General features: G+C 71.5%; 18 protein-coding genes. 9 read left to right on the top strand and 9 right to left on the bottom strand.

What is annotated here, in order from left to right:
• Positions 1–304: 304 nt before the first annotated feature.
• Entirely contained in the window at positions 305–2,359 is a 2,055-nt protein-coding gene (gene efeU / locus AB5J50_RS07225; protein WP_369256006.1) for an iron uptake transporter permease EfeU, read from the top strand.
• 72 nt (positions 2,360–2,431) lie between these two features.
• Complete coding sequence (efeB, locus tag AB5J50_RS07220) at positions 2,432–3,712, top strand: iron uptake transporter deferrochelatase/peroxidase subunit (protein WP_369256004.1); 1,281 nt, start codon at positions 2,432–2,434, stop codon at positions 3,710–3,712.
• Here efeB and AB5J50_RS07215 read toward each other — a convergent pair.
• Entirely contained in the window at positions 3,643–3,984 is a 342-nt protein-coding gene (locus tag AB5J50_RS07215; protein ID WP_327426794.1) for a hypothetical protein, read from the bottom strand. The two genes, efeB and AB5J50_RS07215, sit on opposite strands and share 70 nt — an antisense overlap.
• Before the next feature lie 137 nt (positions 3,985–4,121).
• On the opposite strand from AB5J50_RS07215, the gene AB5J50_RS07210 reads away from it, so the two are divergent.
• Both AB5J50_RS07210 and AB5J50_RS07205 read left to right on the top strand, forming a co-directional pair.
• Positions 4,122–4,763: a hypothetical protein gene (locus tag AB5J50_RS07210; RefSeq protein ID WP_369256002.1), complete on the top strand. Its 642-nt coding sequence runs from the start codon at positions 4,122–4,124 to the stop codon at positions 4,761–4,763.
• Between the two features lie 114 nt (positions 4,764–4,877).
• Positions 4,878–5,513, top strand: coding sequence for a sigma-70 family RNA polymerase sigma factor (locus AB5J50_RS07205; protein ID WP_369256000.1), 636 nt, complete (start codon positions 4,878–4,880; stop codon positions 5,511–5,513).
• Between the two features lie 213 nt (positions 5,514–5,726).
• On the opposite strand, the gene AB5J50_RS07200 is transcribed toward AB5J50_RS07205, so the two are convergent.
• Positions 5,727–7,076: a nucleobase:cation symporter-2 family protein gene (locus tag AB5J50_RS07200; RefSeq protein WP_369255998.1), complete on the bottom strand. Its 1,350-nt coding sequence runs from the start codon at positions 7,074–7,076 to the stop codon at positions 5,727–5,729.
• Positions 7,077–7,234: 158 nt separating this feature from the next.
• Positions 7,235–8,584: an FAD-dependent oxidoreductase gene (locus tag AB5J50_RS07195; RefSeq protein WP_369255996.1), complete on the bottom strand. Its 1,350-nt coding sequence runs from the start codon at positions 8,582–8,584 to the stop codon at positions 7,235–7,237.
• A gap of 145 nt (positions 8,585–8,729) precedes the next feature.
• On the opposite strand from AB5J50_RS07195, the gene AB5J50_RS07190 reads away from it, so the two are divergent.
• A complete protein-coding gene (locus tag AB5J50_RS07190; protein ID WP_369255994.1) occupies positions 8,730–9,248 on the top strand; it encodes a DUF6214 family protein in 519 nt (172 codons plus the stop codon).
• 50 nt (positions 9,249–9,298) lie between these two features.
• Here AB5J50_RS07190 and AB5J50_RS07185 read toward each other — a convergent pair whose 3' ends face one another.
• The gene (locus tag AB5J50_RS07185; RefSeq protein ID WP_369255992.1) at positions 9,299–9,949 is read right to left on the bottom strand and encodes a DUF305 domain-containing protein; all 651 of its coding nucleotides are present in this window, start codon (positions 9,947–9,949) and stop codon (positions 9,299–9,301) included.
• Positions 9,950–10,142: 193 nt separating this feature from the next.
• Between AB5J50_RS07185 and AB5J50_RS07180 the strand changes: the two genes are divergently transcribed.
• Entirely contained in the window at positions 10,143–11,645 is a 1,503-nt protein-coding gene (locus AB5J50_RS07180) for an LVIVD repeat-containing protein (RefSeq protein ID WP_369255990.1), read from the top strand.
• On the opposite strand, the gene AB5J50_RS07175 is transcribed toward AB5J50_RS07180, so the two are convergent.
• Entirely contained in the window at positions 11,633–12,328 is a 696-nt protein-coding gene (locus AB5J50_RS07175) for a TetR/AcrR family transcriptional regulator (RefSeq protein ID WP_369255988.1), read from the bottom strand. The genes AB5J50_RS07180 and AB5J50_RS07175 overlap by 13 nt on opposite strands.
• A gap of 201 nt (positions 12,329–12,529) precedes the next feature.
• Here AB5J50_RS07175 and AB5J50_RS07170 point away from each other — a divergent pair, with 201 nt between their 5' ends.
• Positions 12,530–12,775 carry a DUF2630 family protein gene (locus tag AB5J50_RS07170; RefSeq protein WP_369255986.1) on the top strand — a complete coding sequence of 82 codons (246 nt, stop codon included), beginning with the start codon at positions 12,530–12,532 and terminating at the stop codon, positions 12,773–12,775.
• Positions 12,776–12,808: 33 nt separating this feature from the next.
• Here the strand turns inward: AB5J50_RS07170 and AB5J50_RS07165 are convergent, their stop codons facing one another.
• From AB5J50_RS07165 to AB5J50_RS07150, 4 genes are all read right to left on the bottom strand, one after another.
• A complete protein-coding gene (locus tag AB5J50_RS07165) occupies positions 12,809–13,501 on the bottom strand; it encodes an HAD family hydrolase (RefSeq protein WP_369265326.1) in 693 nt (230 codons plus the stop codon).
• Between the two features lie 105 nt (positions 13,502–13,606).
• Complete coding sequence (locus AB5J50_RS07160) at positions 13,607–14,305, bottom strand: phosphatase PAP2 family protein (protein WP_369255984.1); 699 nt, start codon at positions 14,303–14,305, stop codon at positions 13,607–13,609.
• Positions 14,306–14,344: 39 nt separating this feature from the next.
• Complete coding sequence (locus AB5J50_RS07155; protein WP_369255982.1) at positions 14,345–15,280, bottom strand: M56 family metallopeptidase; 936 nt, start codon at positions 15,278–15,280, stop codon at positions 14,345–14,347.
• Between the two features lie 133 nt (positions 15,281–15,413).
• Complete coding sequence (locus AB5J50_RS07150; RefSeq protein WP_369255980.1) at positions 15,414–15,962, bottom strand: DUF5134 domain-containing protein; 549 nt, start codon at positions 15,960–15,962, stop codon at positions 15,414–15,416.
• A gap of 179 nt (positions 15,963–16,141) precedes the next feature.
• Between AB5J50_RS07150 and AB5J50_RS07145 the strand changes: the two genes are divergently transcribed.
• Together AB5J50_RS07145 and AB5J50_RS07140 are read left to right on the top strand one after the other, a co-directional pair.
• Positions 16,142–17,803: an FUSC family protein gene (locus AB5J50_RS07145; protein ID WP_369255978.1), complete on the top strand. Its 1,662-nt coding sequence runs from the start codon at positions 16,142–16,144 to the stop codon at positions 17,801–17,803.
• Positions 17,804–17,958: 155 nt separating this feature from the next.
• Positions 17,959–18,450 (top strand): MarR family winged helix-turn-helix transcriptional regulator, encoded by a 492-nt coding sequence (locus AB5J50_RS07140; RefSeq protein WP_369265325.1) that lies wholly within the window; start codon positions 17,959–17,961, stop codon positions 18,448–18,450.
• Positions 18,451–18,473 lie beyond the last annotated feature (23 nt).

Genomic DNA, 18,473 nt, shown 5'->3' with positions numbered 1-18,473 from the left:
GCCGAAGGGATGGGCCTGTTGCGCCGCCCTACGGCGAAGGCGCGTCCGCTGCCGGCTCCCGCGCGCGGTGCGTGGCCGCTCGGCTATGACATTGTCGCAGGTCAGAGCCTTGCGGCAGAGAGCGTCCGAATCTCCTGCCGGGGTGCCGAGTTGAGCGCTCGCGGCGCGTCGGCGCCGTCGGGAAGGATCACCCGTCCGGTGTGTCAGGTTTTGCACGCCACATTGACGGCTACTTAGGCATGCCTACACTAAGCCCCGTTTGCGGTCGTCCGGCCGCGAACGTGCTGCTTCGGAGAGGCCTGCGGTGTGGGACGACGCGTTTCCCAGCTTTCTGATCGGTCTTCGTGAGGGACTGGAAGCGGGGCTGATCGTCTCGGTGCTGGTCGCCACACTCGTGCGGTCGGGCCGGCGCGCCCGGCTGCCCCATGTGTGGACGGGAGTTGCCGCCGCCGTCGGGCTGTCCATGAGCTTCGGCGCGATCCTGACCTTCACCTCCGCGAACCTGTCCGGGAAGGCCCAGGAAGCGTTCGGAGGCACGCTCAGTCTGATCGCGGTCGTGTTCGTCACCGCCATGGTGTTCTGGATGCGGCGCTCGGCCCGGACCTTCTCCGGCGAGATCAAGGAGAAGGTCACCGCCGCACTCGGCATGGGCGCGGGCGTCCTGGTCCTCACCTCGTTCCTCGCCGTGGGGCGCGAGGGGCTGGAGACCGCGCTGTTCCTGTGGACCACGGCGCAGGCCGCGGGGAGTTCGTCGGGCCCGCTCGCCGGTGCCGCCGCCGGACTGCTGATCGCGACGGCGCTGTGCTGGGGCCTGTACCGACGGGTCCTGCACATCAATCTGACGCGGTTCTTCACCTTCACCGGCGTCGTGCTCATCGTCATCGCCGCGGGCGTCCTCGGGTACGGGATGCGCGACCTCCAGGAATCCACCCTGCTGCCGGGCGGAACGGCGTACGCCTTCGACCTGTCGGCGCACCTCGACCCCAGTTCCTGGTACGTCACCGTCGTCCAGGGGACGCTCAACCTCACCCCGCAGATGACCTGGCTTCAGATCTCCGTCTACGTCGCCTATCTGGCCGTCGTGATGACGCTCTTCGTACGCGGCGTACGGGCGACGGCTCCCGCTCCCGCGAAGCCGGCCGCCGAAGCGAAGCCGGCACCTGCGGCCACCGGGTCCGAGCCCCAGGCCTCCCGCCGCGTCCCGCGCTGGACCATCCCCGTCGCCCTCCTCGGCGTCCCGGCCCTGATCGCCGGTGTCGCCATCGCGGTGAGCGACGGAAAGCCCGCCTCGGGCACGCCGGTCATCGAGGTCGCGGCCGCCGACTGCGGCAAGGGATTCACGGCGCCCAAGCCGGGCCGCCAGACCTTCCAGGTGCGCAACAGCGGCAGCCGTACCTCCGAGATCTACCTCATCGACCCGGTCAGCAACGCTGTCTACGGCGAGGTCGAGGGCATCGCCCCCGGCACCACCCGCGCGCTGATCGCCACCGTAGGGACCGGTTCGTACGCCTGGCGTTGTGTCCCCAGCGGCGGGAAGGCGGTCACCTCGGCCGCGGTCCGGGTCAGTTCGGGCGGCACCACCCGTGCCGTACTGCCGGTCTCGGAGAAGGACCTCGCCGCGCCGCTGGCCGCCTACCGGAAGTACGTCGACCAGGGCCTGGCCGGCCTGCTGGCCAAGACGCGCGCCCTGCAGAGCGACATCGACGCGAAGAAGCTCGACAAGGCCCGCGAGGACTGGCTGCCCGCACATCAGCAGTACGCCTCGCTCGGGGCCGCCTACGGCACGTTCGCCGACTTCGACGCGAAGATCAACGGCCGTACGGCCGGACTCGCCGGAGGCGTCACGGACCCGGACTTCACCGGCTTCCATCGCATCGAATACGGCCTGTGGCACGGCGAATCCGCCGCCGCCCTCGCGCCGTACGCCAAGCGGCTCACCTCCGACGTCGCCGCGCTGCGCACGGACTTCCCGAAGCAGGACTTCGACCCGGGCGACCTGCCGCTGCGCACCCACGAGATCCTCGAGAACACCCTGCACCGCGAACTGAGCGGCAACGCCGACTACGGCAGCGGCACCGAACTCGCCACCACCGAGGCCAACCTCGACGGCACCCGCGAACTGCTCGGCCTGCTCCGCCCGTTGATCGACAAGCGCAACCCCGAGGTCACCCCGGCCGTGGACACCTGGATGAAGCGCACCGAGCGACTGGTACTCGCCCAGCGGGCCAAGGACGGCGCCTGGACGCCCCTGGACAAGGTGCCGGCCGCCGACCGGCAGCGGCTCAACGGCTCGCTCGGCCGGCTGCTGGAGGAACTCGCCCCGATCCCGGACCTCCTGGAGATCCGCAAGGCCGCGTGAGCGACCCACCACCGCCGACCATCCCCCCCGCAGCACCGGGACCATGCGCCCGCAGGAGAGGACCCTCCCGAGATGACCACCCCGAGTCAGGACCAAGCCCCGCAGGGCGGCTGCCCCTTCGGCCGTCGTACGTTCGCCAGGACCGCGCTCGGTGTGGGCGCGGCCGGGGCCGCGCTCGCCGGTGCGGGACTCGCCGGGGCCGGGATCGCGGGCGGCGCCACCCCGGCGGCAGCGGCAGAGACCGGCGGCGGCAAGGTGGCGTTCCACGGCGCCCACCAGGCCGGCATCACCACGCCCGCGCCCAAGGCCGCCGCCTTCGTCTCCTTCGACGTCATCGCCGACACCCGGGCCGAACTCGCCGGCCTGCTGCGCACGATCACCGAACGAGCCCGCTTCCTCACCGCCGGCGGCACCCCCGCCGACCTGGGCGTCGGCGCCCCGCCGTCCGACAGCGGTCTGCTCGGCCCCGACCTGCCCGCCGACGACCTCACCGTCACCGTGGGCGTCGGCGCCTCGCTCTTCGACGACCGCTACGGCCTCGCCGACCGCATGCCGCGCCACCTCAAGCCGATGCGCACCTTCCCCAACGACAACCTGGACGCCGCCGAATGCCACGGCGACCTGTCGCTCCAGCTGTGCGCCGCGAACTCCGACACCGTGCTGCACGCCCTGCGCGACATCGCCCGCCACACCCGCGGCGGAATGCAGATCAAGTGGCGCGTCGACGGCTTCCAGAACCCGTCCCGGCCGACCGGCGCGCAGCGCAACTTCCTCGGCTTCAAGGACGGCATCGCCAACCCCGACACGGCCTCCGCCCGCGAGATGGACAAGCTGGTCTGGGTCACCGACGCCGCGGGCGAACCGGACTGGGCGGTCGGCGGCAGCTACCAGGTCGTACGCGTCATCCGCATGCTGGTGGAGTTCTGGGACCGTGTCTCGCTCACCGAGCAGGAGAAGATGATCGGCCGCCGCCGTGACACCGGAGCCCCGCTCGACGGCGCGCGCGAGACGGACATCCCGCGCTACACCAAGGACCCGCAGGGGCAGGCGATCCCGCTCGACGCCCACATCCGCCTCGCCAACCCCCGTACGGCGAAGACCGACACGACCCGGATCCTGCGCCGCGGCTACAACTACGACCGGGGCATCGACAAGGCGGGCAACCTCGACATGGGACTGCTCTTCTGCTGCTACCAGCAGGACGTGGTCCGCCAGTTCGAGGCGACCCAGGAGCGGTTGATCGACGAGCCGCTCGTCGACTACATCACCCCCACCGGGGGCGGCTACTTCTTCGCCCTGCCGGGCGTGCGCAACCACTCCGACTGGCTGGGCCGCGGGCTCCTCAAGGGCTGAGGCGGACAGGGCTCCCCGCTGTCCCCGGCCGGGCGGTCGCGCGTCGCCGCCCACCAGAGGAGATCCCCCAGGGCGGCTCCCGCCGTCACGACGGCCATGATCACGCCCGCCATGGTCAGCCCGTCGTCGAGGTGCGGGCGCCCGTGCAGGGCGTGCAGGTCGAACCCGCACAGGTGGTAGACGCCCACCGCGGCGACCCCGAGGCTCGGCACGAGCAGGGCCAGCACGGACAACGGCCCGCGGCCCGTGCGCCCGGCGCCACGTTCCTTCAAGAGATCCCCCTGTTGGGTAAGACACTCACGACCAGGACCCTACAACACGTAGGGTCCTGGTCGTTTCGTGCAGGAGGGCCCGAGTTTCCGTACCCACCCATGGCGAACGGACCCCGGATGCAAGGATGAGGGCCGTCATGACTGCTGGGTGGTGTTCTCGCACGGTACGGGCCGCGATGTTCGCGGCCGTCTGTGTGCTGCTCGCCGCCCTGGGGCACGTGATGATGTCCGGCTCCTCGGTGGCCTGGTGGGCGATGGCCGGTGGAGCCGCGGCCACGGGCGGCACGGGCTGGTGCCTGGCCGGCCGTGAGCGCGGGCTTCCGCTGATCGTGTCCGTGGTGGTCGCCGCCCAGGGGGTGCTCCACTCGGCGTTCTCGTTCGCCCAGTCGGTGGCCTCGGGCTCCGACTCGATGGACGCGATGACCATGAACGGCATGTCGATGGCCTCCATGGGGCACGACATGAGCGCCATGGACATGGGCCACCCGGGGCACGAGACGGGCGGCGCCTCCTCGTTCGGCATGCTCGCCGCCCACCTGCTGGCCGCGCTGCTGTGCGGCGTCTGGCTCGCGTACGGCGAGCGAGCCGCGTTCCGCACGCTGCGGGCGGTGGCCGGCCGGCTGGTCGCGCCGCTGCGGCTGCTGCTCGCCCTGCCCGTGCCCCCGCACCGTCCGCGTATCCGCGTACGCCGAGGCTTCTCGGACCGCGCGCCGCGGAGCCTTCTCCTCGTTCACGCGATCACTTCCCGGGGTCCACCCGTGGGGACCGCTGTCGTCTGAGACAGCCGGTTCCCCGAAGCGCCTCCCCGCGCGCTTCGGGCATCCGCCGTACCTCTCCGTACGGCCGTACCCCACACCGGACCACCCGCGCCCTCGCGCCGGTCCGGATCACGGATGACCCGAGAAGGACACCTGGTGATCACTTCTGCCCTGCCCGTCCCGCTCGACGACACGGCGTCGGTGGACGAGTCGATAACCGCCTGGGCGCTGGCCGCCCGCGGCGGCGACCCGGACGCCGTCGAGCGTTTCGTACGCGCCCTGCACCGAGACGTCCTGCGCTACGTCGCACATCTCAGCTCGGACCCCCAGGCCGCCGACGATCTGGCCCAGGACACGTTCCTGCGGGCGCTCGGCAGCCTGCACCGGTTCGAGGGACGCTCCTCGGCCCGCGCCTGGCTGCTGGCCATCGCCCGCCGCGCGGTGATCGACAGCTTCCGGCATTCCGCCGCCCGGCCCCGGCTGAGCGACTCCCGTGACTGGCAGCTGGCGGCAGAGCTCGCGCAGCCGCGCGACCTGCCCGGCTTCGACGACGGCATCGCGCTGCTCGACCTGCTGGCCGTGCTGCCCGACGACCGTCGCGAGGCGTTCGTCCTCACCCAGCTGATGGGGCTTCCCTACGCCGAGGCGGCGGAGGTCGGCAACTGCCCGATCGGGACGGTCCGCTCCCGCGTGGCACGCGCCCGGGCAACCCTGGCCGCGCTGCTCACCGAGGCCGAGGCACCGGCGGCATCGGCCGCGCTGGCCGCCTGACGAGAACGGCGCCGGTGTCCTCCGCGTGCGCGGGACACCGGCGCCTTTGGCGAGCTGACCCCGGTCATAGGACCAGCTCTTCATGCAGGTGATCTGCCCGTGCATGGTGACGACCTCGACGGCGCGCTCTCCAGCCCCCCGCGGCGCCAGGCCGCGCGAGAGCGGAGTGCCCCGGCAGATCTACCGGGGCACCGCCAGGCCGACCGCCTGGGCTCAGGCTGAGGCGGCCTTCGGTTCGGCGGCGACCCCGGCCGGACTCGCCTTCCCCGGCAGGTGGTTGAAGAGCAGGTTCAGTGCGATCGCCGTCAGGCAGCCCGCGCTGATCCCGCTGTTCATCACCGTCTGGAACCAGTCGGGGAACTTCTCGTAGATCGTCGGCACCCCGACCGGCAGCATGCCGATCGCGACCGAAACGGCCACCACCGTCAGGTTGTTGTTGCCCTTGAAGTCCACCTCGGAAAGGGTGCGCAGACCGCTCGCGGCGACCGTTCCGAACATCACCAGGCCCGCGCCGCCCAGCACCGGTGCCGGGATCGCCGCGACCACCGCGCCCAGCTTGGGCAGCAGGCCGAGCAGCACGAGGATGCCGCCCGCGGCGGCGACCACCCAGCGGCTGCGCACCCGGGTCATGCCGACCAGGCCCACGTTCTGCGCGAACGCCGTGTAGGGGAAGGTGTTGAACACGCCGCCGAGGACCGTCGACAGACCGTCGGCGCGCAGGCCGTCGGCGAGCGCACGTGGCTGGATCGGCCGGTCGGTCATCTCACCGACCGCGATGAAGTCACCGGTCGTCTCGGTCATGGTCACCAGGGCCACGACGAGCATCGAGATGATCGCGGAGGCGTGGAACGACGGCGCGCCGAAGTGGAACGGCGTGCTGATCCCGACCCAGTCGGCGTCCCCGACCCCGCCGAAGTCCGTGAACCCGAACGGCACCGCGACCGCGAGACCGACCGCGATGCCGATCAGCACCGCGATCCGGCTCAGGAACGCCGGCGCGAACCGCTGCACGCCGATCACCACGGCCAGGACGAAGCCCGCGAGGGCCAGGTTCTTCGGCTCGCCGAAGTCCTTCGAGCCCACGCCGCCTGCCACCCAGCCGCCTGCCACCGGCAGCAGCGACACCCCGATGATCAGAATGACCGTGCCGGTGACGAGCGGCGGGAAGAAGCGCAGCAGCTTGCCGAAGACCGGGGCGAGCAGCACGATCGCCAGTCCCGCGACGATCACCGACCCGTAGATCGCAGGCAGTCCGCCGCCCGTCGTCCCGATGAGCACCATCGGTGACACGGCCGCGAAGGTGCAGCCCTGCATGATCGGCAGCCGTACGCCGAAGCGCCAGAAACCCACGCACTGAATCAGCGTCGCGATTCCGCAGACCAGCAGATCCGCGGTGATCAGATACGCCAGATCGGCGGGCGACAGCTTCATCGCACCGCCCACGATCAGCGGAACGGCCACCGCGCCCGCGTACATCGCGAGCACGTGCTGCAGCCCGAAGGCGGCCAGTTGGCGTACGGGTGGGACCTCGTCGACGGGATGCACGGGTGTGGTGGTGGCCATGGGCACTCCAGGAGCGGCGGGTGAGCGGGGAATGTCGAGCAGCACCAGACCGTAGGGTGCTTGAACAGTTTGTTGATTTCCGCTTTGTTGCGGGTGTGTGTCATGCCCACGGAAGTGGAACCAACTCTGCTAAGACCCCTGTGACCCCGCCGGTTGCGCTACGACCCCGCCGTGCGCGCCGCCGTCAGCAGCGACTCCCAGTCGGGAAGCTTGACCACGCTCCGGCCGAGCGAGGCCCCGAGTTGCGCCTCGGCCCGCTCGATCGCCTGCCAACCGGCCCACTCGACGGGCCGCACCCCCTCCGCCCGCAGCGCCGCCAGCGGATCCCCGGGCAGGTCCCGTCGTACGAGAACGGGGGCGTCCTCCAGCAGCGAGGTCACCGTCTCCTTGGCGCACGGCCGGTTGGTGCCGATGACACCCGTCGGGCCGCGCTTGATCCAGCCCGCCACGTACTCGCCCGGGGAGACCGCACCGTCCCGCAGTATCCGCCCCGCGAGATGCGGCACGGTGCCGTGGCCGGTGTCGAACGGCAGCCCTTCGAGCGGCACCCCGCGATAGCCGACCGAGCGCAGCACCAACTGCGCCTCGATGTCCTCGTACCGGCCCGTGCCCGTCACCCCGCCCTGTCCGTCCGGCACCGTCCGCTCGAAGCGCACCGCACCCACACGCCCGCCGTCGGCGAGCAGTTCGACGGGGCGCAGGAAGAAGCGCGGCCGGATCCGCCGAGGACGGCCCTGCGGCGCCGCGGCGGCCCAGCCCCGCAGCACCTCCACATTGCGGCGCGGGGCGGCGGGCAGGTCCGACGGATCGAGATAGGCCGGATCGAGGGCCAACTCCTCCGGGTCCACGACGACTTCGGTGTCCGGCAGCGCGCCCAGCTCGCGCAGCTCCTTGGTGGTGAAACGGGCCTGCGACGGGCCGCGCCGCCCGACCATGCTGATCTCCGTCACGCCGCTCGCGGCCAGCGCGGTGAGCGCCGCCTGCGGCATGTCGGTGGGGCTCAGCTCGGCGGCGCCGCGGGCCAGCATCCGGGTCACGTCGACGGCCACGTTCCCGACGCCGATGACCACGGCCGACCGCGCGCCGAGGGTGAACTCGTCGGCCACGGAGTCGGGATGCGCGCTGTACCAGGACACGAACTCGGTCGCCGACCAGCTGCCGGGCAGGTCCTCGCCCGGCACCCCGAGGTGGCGGTCGGTGGCGGCGCCCACGCAGTAGACCACCGCGTGGTACAGCTCCCGCAGCCGGGCCACCGGCACCCCGTCAGGGCCGACCTGGACACCGCCCAGGAACCGGACCCGCTCGTCCTCAAGGACCGCCCGCAGGTTGTTCTGCAGCGACTTGATCTTCTCGTGGTCGGGCGCCACGCCGTAGCGCACCAGACCATACGGACACGGCAGCCGGTCCAGGACGTCCACCCGGACCCCCGGCACCTGGTTCTGCTGGACGAGGCTCTGGGCGCTGTAGACCCCGCTGGGCCCCGAGCCGACGACGGCGACATGCAGCACGGCCGAACTCCTTACCCGAAGGACTCGGGAGATCGCTGATGGTTCCAGGATCGCACCACGGATGCTCCGCTGACAGGGTGCGGCGCGCGGCACGCGCGTGCGTGTCTGTTCTTATGGAATGTGATGATGCGGTTACGTTCCGTATGTGCTAGAAGCATCCTTTCTTAATCTGTCCGACCGCAGCCGCCCGGATGGTGCGGTCTCCGTCTGGCCCGCGTGGGAAGTGCAGGAGCACGAGAGTGCCACGTCATGGTTCAACGTCCGGCTGGCCTTCGGCGACGGCGCCCAGGTCGACGTACTCGCCGTCGTGTCCGATGCGGGCGTGTCGATCGAGGACGTACGGGCCCAGCCGCCGCTCTCCCTCGACGACCTCGCGGTGCTCGCCGACTGGATCGAGGAACCGCTCTTCGAGGCGTGCGGCGTGCCTGCCGGCCCGTCGTGCGAGCAGGGGGGCGGGCCTGCGCGCCGCGCCCGGCCCTCGTGGCCGCGCGGTGTCGAGGGCCGGTGGCTGGTCGCGGAGGAATACCGCGCCGCGCAGGAAGAGGGCTTCGACCCCGTGCTCGCGGTCATGTGCGCCACCGGCCACAGCCGGCGCAAGTCGCTCAGGCTGATCGCCGGGGCGCGCGACGAGGGATTCCTGACGCCACGTCATGCCAGGCGCTGAGCGGGAGAGTTGCCGCATGCCCGGTCGGGCGGGTGGGCCGGGTGCGGTGGCTAGGACATCTCCCGCATCCGGTTGATCTCGCTCGTCTGCTGGGCGATCACGTCGTCGGCCATTTCCTCGATCTGGATGTTGTTGCCCTGTGCCTTCACATCCGTGGCCATGGTGATCGCTCCGTCGTGATGGGTGATCATCAGCTTCAGGAAGAGCGTGTCGAAGGCCTTGCCCTTCGCCGTGCGCAACTTCTTGAGCTGGGCCTGCGTCGCCATGCCCGGCATCGCCGCGTGCTCGTGCTCCGTGACGGTCTGCTGGCCGTTGTGCGTCTTCAGCCAGCTCTTCATGGTGGTGATCTCCGGGCCCTGTGCGGCCGCGATCCGCGCGGCGAGCCGCTTCAGCTTTCCCGACTCGGCCTGCTTCGGGGCGAGTTCGGCCATCTCCAGGGCCTGTGTGTGATGGTCGATCATCATCCGCGCGTACGCGAAGTCCGCCGAGTTGGGGGAGTCGTCGTCGGCCCGCTGCTTCGCGGCGTCCTGGGCGGAGAGTGTCTCGGCCGCCTCGCCGGGCTTGCCGGGCGCGATCACCGAAGGCCCGCCCGCCTTGCCGGACTTGGTCCCGGAGCCGGAGTCGCAGCCCGCGAGCGCGAGCACGGCGACCGCCAGTGCTGCCGTGACCAGGGACGCGCGGGACGTACGGCGAACGAGCACAGCGACCTCCTGCGGCACACGAATGGGCGTACACCTCAAGGGTGTTGATGACCGTCCTAGCACGCTTCCGCGTACGGCTGATCGAAAACGTTCATTACGAGTACGTTGCCATCTGTTGATCTCTCCATGGGGCGGACGATACTTCAGGGGTCCGTGAACCGTTCGACTGTGAACGGCTACAAGGGAGGACGCAGTGACCCTGTTGAACGACCCCCGAACGCGGCACAGACGTCTGGGAGTTGCCGCGGCCGCGGCCGGACTCCTGGCCGCGCTGCTCACGGCCGGCCCGGCGGCCGCCACCCCCGACCCCGGGGACGGTCCCGCCGTGCAGGAACCGGTCTCCACGAGTCAGGCCGCCGAGGCGAAGGCGGCGATCGCGAGCGGCGAGATACCCGGACAGGACGAGATCGTCCACTCCGACAACATCGAACACCTCACCAACATCCCCAAGGACGCGTTACCCGGCACCAATTCGGACCTCGCCTTCCAGGGCAAGTACGCCTTCGCCGGCAACTACGACGGCTTCCGCGTCCTGGACATCAGCAACCCCAAGGCGCCCACGACGGTCGCGCAGGTGCTCTGCCCGGGCTCACAGAACGACATCTCCGTGTCCGGCAACCTGCTCTTCCTGTCCACCGACTCCTCACGCAGCGACAACTCCTGCAACAGCACCACGCAGCCCGCGACCGAGAAGTCGTCGTGGGAGGGCATGAAGATCTTCGACATCAGCGACAAGGCGAACCCGAAGTACGTCGCCGCCGTCGAGACCGCCTGCGGATCGCACACCCACACGCTGGTGCCCCAGCGCAAGAACGTCTACATCTACGTCTCCTCGTACTCGCCGAGCGCCACCTTCCCCGACTGCCAGCCGCCGCACGACGGCATCTCGGTCATCAAGGTGCCGCGCGACGCCCCCGAAGAGGCGGCCGTCGTGAACTTCCCGGTGCTGTTCCCGGGTGAGGGAACGGACGGCGGCGGCAACCCGGGCGCGCCCACCAACCCGGGCGTCGCCAAGACCACCGGCTGCCACGACATCACCGTCCTGCCCTCGAAGGACCTGGCCGCGGGCGCCTGCATGGGCGACGGCATCCTGTTCTCCATCAAGGACCCGGAGCACCCGAAGGTCATCGACCAGGTCGAGGACAACGTGAACTTCGCGTTCTGGCACTCGGCGACCTTCAACCAGAAGGCCGACAAGGTCGTGTTCACCGACGAGTTGGGCGGCGGTGGAGCGGCCACCTGCAACGCGGCGACCGGTCCGGACCGCGGCGCCGACGGCATCTACGACATCGTTGGCAAGGGCGACGACCGCAAGCTCGTCTTCAAGAGCTACTACAAGATCCCCCGCCACCAGGCGGACACCGAGAACTGCGTGGCCCACAACGGCTCGCTGATCCCCGTCAGGGGCAAGGACCTCATGGTCCAGGCCTGGTACCAGGGCGGTGTCTCCGTCTGGGACTTCACCGACTCCGCCAACCCGAAGGAGATCGCCTACTTCGAGCGCGGCCCGCTGGCCACCGACACCCTCAAGGTCGGCGGCTCCTGGTCGGCGTACTACTACAACGGCTACATCTACTCGAACGACATCGCCAAGGGCTTCGACGTGCTGAAGCTCAGCGACCGGCGCACGGACCCCGCGAGGTGGGTCCACCTGCGCGAGCTCAACGTCCAGACGCAGCCGGACTACTTCGACTGACCGTCGGCTGGACCGGGCCGGTCCTCCGTGCGGTGGTCGGTCGCGAAGAACCGCGACAGATCCGTCTCGTCCGTCCCGCCGGGCACCTCGGTGTCCGGCGGGACACCCAGCTCCCAGTCGAGCCGGTACCGCTTGAACAGCTCGGCCCGCAGCGTCGGGACCGGCATCGGAACGCCCGGCACCAGGGCCGCGTACACCGAGCCCATGAGCAGCGCCCGCATCATCGGGTAGTCGGTCGCGGCGTCCGGCGAGCCGTACCCGGCGACGGTCTCCCGCAGGAGCTGCGCCAGACGCTGCTGCTCCGGGCACTGCAGGAATCCCTCGCCCTGAAGCAGCCCGGCCATGTGCTGACGCATCAGCACCGGATGGACCCGGGTGAGCCCCAGGATCGCGTCGATGGCCCGCGCCATCCGCTCCCGGCCGTCCTCGCTACGCGGCTCGCGCTCCAGCGCCTCCTCCAGCGTGCGGTGCATCAGCCGGTGCACGGCGGACTGCAGCAGCTGGCGTTTGCCGGGGAAGTAGTACGACACCAGTCCGCGCGCCGATCCCGCGCGATCCGCGATGTCGCCGAGCGTCGTCGCCTCATAGCCGCGCTCGCTCACCAGCTCCACCGCGGCCTGCAACAGCCGCTCCCGGGAACGCCGCCGCAACTCTTCATTGACCGAGGCGCTGCGCGGGGACATGCTGTAACTCCTGCGTTGACTGGCTGCCAGCCAACTATACTCAACGCGTCGGGCCGGACCCTTCACGGGTCCGCTCCGGCCTGCCGTCTGCCTCGGGTGGCGCGGGGGAACATCCGAGGCAGACGTGCATGGCCCCGAGCGAGTCGCACAGCCGGGGTGACCTCCTTAGAGTGGCCTGGAGGGCCGAGGAGGCGTACGGACATGGATCAAGACCAGATCCTGGCCAGGATCACCGCGATGGTGGACGACGAGCGACGACTGCGCGACGATCTCGCGTCCGGGCGGATCGACAGCGACACCGAACAGGCACGGCTCGCAGATCTGGAGCGCGCGCTCGCCCAGTGCTGGGACCTGCTGCGCCAGCGGCGCGCGAAGTCCGAGTACGGTGAGAACCCGGACGAGGCGCGGGTGCGTCCTTCGTCGCAGGTCGAGGACTATCAGAGCTGAGGAAGCACGCGCGAGGGTCCGCGGGAGGGCCGGTCAGCCGACCAGGTCGAGCACCGGCCGCAGCCCGTCCGGGCGGTCCGCCACCGGCAGATGGTCCACGAAGTGCACCCCGCAGCCCAGGGCCGCCGCACCCCCGTCCGCCCGGCGGTCGTCACCCACCATCAAGGTGTCCTCGGGAGCGACCCCGAGCGCGTCGCAGGCGGTGGCGAAGAGCCGGGTATCGGGCTTCTGGATGCCGTGCTCGTACGACAGGACGTACGTGCCGACGTACGGGTCGAGGCCGTGCTCGCGGAAGACGGGCCGCAGATCCCAGCCGATGTTGCTGACCACACCGACCGCGACCCCGCGCTCGCGCAGCGCGCCCAGTACCTCGGCGGCGTCCGGGTAGGGGTGCCAGGCGTCCGGGACCATGTGACGGTCGTACAGCGCGTCGTAGAGACGGGGGTCGGGCAGCGGTACCTGGCGGGAGACGCCGGTGTACGCGGCCCGGTGCAGCTCGGCGCTCTCGTCGCGGACCGCCCACACCCCGGCGAGGTCCGGCGGCAGTGGCAGTGACGGAGAGGCGCCGCCGGCCAGCGCGCCCGCGGACTCCAGAGCCTGCACCGTCTGTGTCAACTCCGGCTCTGGAAGGGTGAGTTCGGCCTTCGCCAGCACCGCGCGCAGCCATGAGCGGGTGGACTCGATACGGAAGAGGGTGCCGGAGAAGTCGAAGAGCACGCCTTTGATCGTCATGAGGAGGATCCTTCGTGGCACGACCGTGACCGGTCAAGGGCACCTCGAAGGACACGGACTGCGCCGCTCGGATGCCGCAGGCCAACGCGACGACGCCGCTCAGGGACGCCGTGCGCCGGGCCACCGTTCGTACGAGGCCACCGCCAGGGCGACGATCAGCGCGCCGATGAGCCAGCCGCCCAGGACGTCCGACGGCCAGTGCACGCCGAGCCAGACACGGGTCAGACCGACGCCCACGACGGAGACGACCGCCAGGGCCGACGCCGTACGCCACAGGGCGTGTCCGGCGCCGTGCAGGCGGAGCAGCCACAGCAGCAGTCCGCACACCACCGTGGCTGTCAGGGCGTGGCCGGAGGGGAAGGCCGCGTAGTGGGCGGAGTCCACGGGGTCGGGCCAGACGGGGCGTTCACGTCCGACCGCCGACTTGAGCCCCTGCTGCACCAGTGTGCCCAGCACACATGTGGCCACCACCCATAGGGCGAGCCACCATGCCGAGTGGATCCACAGCAGCCAGATCACGGCGGCGGCACATACCGCGCGCAGCGTCCATGGGTCCCACACCCAGTCCGTCAGGACCCGGAAAACATGGGTAGCACCGGGGTTGTCGACCGCCCACCTGTGCGTGGTGCGGGCGATGTCGCCGTCGAGGGCGAGCAGCGGATGCCAGGAGAACGCGACGAGCAGAAGGAGCACCACGGAGGGCACGGCGAGGGCCGCCGCGCTGAGCGCCGCGGTGCGAGGGCTCGGTGTGCGGGGGCCCGGTGCAGGGGACGGCGAGTCGGCGGGCGGGGAGTGCATGGGGATGATCCTCGCCGACGGGACGGGCGGGAGACCAACTCAGCCCAGCGCCCGCAACCCGGGAACGAACGCCACCAGCACCGGAATCACCGGCACCAGCGCGGCCGCCGCCGTCAGCCGCAGCCGCCGGGCTGCCGTGAGCCGGTCCGGGGGAGTGAGGAGGCGGTTGACGCGCTGCGGGACATGGGCGCCCGGGGTGGGGCAGGGGCCGAACACGCCCCGGTCCTCGTTGAGTTCGACCAGTGCGAGGGCGATGGTGAGGCGGCCGAAGCGGCGCGATGCCACGTCGTCGGCGGCGAGTTCGACCAGGCGGTGCATCTCGCCGCGGAACGCGGCGAACACCGGCACCTGCGGAAAGCCGACGGCCAACGCGGCCGAACAGTGCAGCAGCCAGTCGTGCCGGGCCCGCGCGTGCCCCTGCTCATGGGCGAGTACGGCATCCAGCTGGCGCCCCTTCAGACGGCGCAACGCGGCTGTGGTGATGACGAGTTGGGGTGCCGTGCCGGGCAGCCACCAGGCGTCCGGGCGCTCGCCCTCCAGAACCACCAGACGGTCGGCGCCGGGCTCCTCGCCGGGCAACAGCGGGGCGCGTACGAGGAGTTCGGCCCGTCGCTGCCGACGGCGCGCCCGGGCCCGTACGATCTCGCGGGCCAGCATCGTGGCGGTCCAGGCGCCCCCGCACGCGAGCGCCACGGCGGTCGTCGCCGCCCAAGTGCCGCCGGTGCTCAGCGCGTAGGCGTCCACGACCGAGCGCGGCGCCGAGCCGAAGACATGGCCGCGCACGGCCACCCACGCGGCGGCGGCGCTCAGCGTCATCGACAGCACGCAGCACAGCAGCACGGCGGCCACCACGCACTGCCACACCCATAGCGCGACCACAGGTTCACGGTCCGGCCAGTCCGCCCTGGCGAGCAGTCGCGGAGCGACCACGGCGGCCAGGGCGCCGAGCAGCAACAGTGCCGCGGGGACCATCATGGGGTGAAGCCTATGAGCGGGGCGTCGCCGGTGGATACGGGCCGCGACGGCAAGTGACGTACGCCACGGTTTCGTACAGCGGTCACGGCCCGAAGGCGTGCGGGCCCCGGGCGTGCGTCGGCGGGGTCCGGCGTCAGAGCGTGACCAGCATGGCCACCATCGCGATCCCCATGGACAGACGGCAGGCCCGGGAGAGTTCGGGGCGGTCGCCCCAGCCGAGGGTGCGGGTGCCTCCCGGCGATGCGGCGGCCAGTGGCAGCAGGCGGACGCCGGAGCGCAGGACGTAACCGGTGAAGTAGAGGAGCAGCACGCCGGTGACCAGGGGGATTCCGGAGCCGCCATGGCTGTGGTGTCCGGGCGAGGCGGCCATCACGCCCGCCATGTAGACCATCGCGCCGGCGCCCATCAGATGGTGCAGATGGTGTGGGTTCGTGCGGGACGCCCACAGGGCGCGTACGGCGGTCGCGCCGAAGAGGGCGGCGTAGGCGAGCCAGGCCCAGCGTGGCGGAGTGGCCACCGCCGCGGGTACGGCCATCACGGCCATGCCGAAGCCCATGAGCGCCTCACCGCCCGCGGTGCGGCGCTGTTCCTCGACGGGGCTGCGCATCCTCAGCAGGCAGTACGCCCCGGTCGCCGCGCACAGCACGACGAGCAGCCAGCCGGGCGAAGCCGGTCCATGCACCGCGTACCTCCCCGCTCGACGATGTCGGACATCGCGCAGTCGGTCAGGGCATGCCCGGGGCGACCGGAGCGCAAGCGAGCGCAAGGGTGTACGCGGGGGAGCGTGCGGGGGTGCACCGCAGATGGGGAATGTGACGGGCGAGATATTTTACAGATAAAACACCTGCTAATGTTATTGCCATGAGTAGTGCGCCCAGCCCCAGTCCCACCCCCTCACGTGTACATCGCCTCCCGCTGGCAGGTGTGCTGCGCGTCGGCAGGCCCTCCGACATCTGGTTCAAGCCCGCGCTCAGCGTCGTCGCCGCGGTCGCTCCACCGAATCTGACGCTCCTGGCGCTCGGCCGGCTGGACCTGGCGATGTACACGATGGCCGGGTCGCTCTGCGCGCTCTACGCCCACAACCGCCCGTACGCCGCCCGGGCCCGCGCCCTCGCCTGGGTGGTGCTGGGCATGCTCGGCGGTCTCGCCGTCGCCCTCGTCACGGCCTCGCTCACCACGGACGCCGTCGTGCTGGTCACCGTCGGCGCGCTGCTCGCCGCCGTACAGAAGGTGGTGTGCGACGCCACGCGCATCGGTCCGCCCGGTCATGTGGTCCTCGCCTTCATCTCCTCCGCGTCCCTGTTCGTGCCCCAGACGCTCGGCCAGGTGCCCGGCCATCTCGCGCTGGGCGCGGCGGCGGGCGCCTGGGCCTGGATCGTCGGCATGGCCCCCGGGCTTGTCCGTCCGCACGGACCGGAGCGGCGCGCCACCGCGCACGCCCTGAACGCCGCTGCCGCGTACGTGGAGGCGCGGGGGAGTGGTGACGGCGCCGCCCGTTCCCGCGCCGCCGCGGCCGCCGCCGTGCACGGCGCCTGGCAGTCGCTGCTGTCGACCGGCGCCCGCTCCGCGCCCCGGCGCGCCCTCGAACGGCTCGTGGTGCGTGCCGAGGTCGCGCTCGCCGCGCCCGCCGACACTGAGCCCGAGCGGCTGCGCGGGTGGGCCCGCGAGCTGCGCGGCACCGGACCCGTTCCGCGCCCGGACGACCTGGCCGACGCCGCCGACGAACTCCTGGGCGTGGAGGCGTCCCTCGCCTCCGGTGAACAGCCGCTGCTGCGCCGTCTCGGCCCGCTCGCCCCCATCGCCCTGCGCACCGCGCTCGGCTGCGCCCTCGCCGGATACGTCTCGCTCGCCTTCGGGGTCGGCCGCCCCTACTGGGCGCTGGTCACCGCCGCCTCGCTCTACCAGGCCAACGTCACCCTGACCTGGAGCCGAGGCGTGCAGCGCGTCTTCGGCAACCTCGTCGGCGTGCTGGTCTTCGCGGCGATCGCCCCGCTCGCCCATCTCGGCCAGACAGCCCTCGTGCTGTGCTGCCTCGTCCTCAACTTCGGCGCCGAGGCCCTGATCGGCCGCAACTACTGGCTCGGCAGCATCTGCGTGACCCCGATGGCCCTGCTCATCACCGAGTTCGCGCGCTTCCAGCAGCCGGGCGAGCTGATCACCGACCGTGTCGTGGACACCCTCGTGGGCGCGCTGGTCGGCTTCGTCGCCGCGATCGCCGTCACCAACCGGCGCGCCGGCAGCCGTATCGAGCAGGCCCTCTCCACGGTGGACCGCGCCCGCGACCACGCCCTCACGATCCTGGCCGACGAGCGTCCCGACCCCGGCGCCCTGGAGTCCGCCCGCCGCGGCCTGGCCGCCGCCGTGGTCGACCTGCGCGCGACCGCCGACGCCGCCGCCGGCGAATGGTGGCAGCGCGCCTTGCCGGAGGAGCGGGTCATGCGGGCCGAGCAGGCCGGACACCGTACGCTCGCGGCGACGGTACGACGGCAGGGACTGCACTGCTTGGAGGGCGCACAGGCATGACGACAGCGGATGGGCGGGCGGAGACCGGGGCTGCCCCTGCCGGGCCGGCGGAGACGGAGCGCGCCGCTGCCGGACGGGCGGAGAGGGAGAGCGCCTCCGCCGGACGGGTGAAGGCGGAGAACGGCTCTGCCGGGCGGGCCGCGCCGGGCGACACCATGGCCGCCGTCGTGCGGCAGTGGCAGACCGTGCGCCCCGATCTCGACACCGGGCCCATGGAGGTCATCGGCCGGGTCAACCGCTGTGCCGCGCTCCTCCAGCAGGCCGAGGACGCCCCGCTGCGCCGGGCCGGGCTCACCCGGCCCGAGTTCGACGTGCTGGGCACCCTGCGGCGCACGGGGCACGAGCTGACCCCCAGCGAGATCGCCCGCGAGACGTTCTCCTCGGGCGCCGCCGTCACCAAGCGGCTCAAGCAGCTGACCGAGCGCGGTCTGGTCGAGCGACGCGGTGACGCCCGGGACCGCAGGGTCGCCCATGTACGGCTCACCGACGAGGGCCGCGAACTCGTCGACGGCATCCTCCCCGAGCAACTCGCCTACGAGACAACGGTTCTGTCCGGGGTCGGCCTGGGCCGGCAGCGTGAACTGGCCGAACTGCTTGGCGAGTTGCTCGGACAACTGGAAGGCCGACTGGGGCTGCCCCGGACCTGACACACGACAGCGTGCGGTGACGG

The organism is Streptomyces sp. R35 (assembly GCF_041053035.1).
Lineage (GTDB): Bacteria > Actinomycetota > Actinomycetes > Streptomycetales > Streptomycetaceae > Streptomyces > Streptomyces lutosisoli.
Note: the sequence above shows the minus strand (reverse complement) of the source record. Positions and strands in the feature narration are given on the sequence as shown.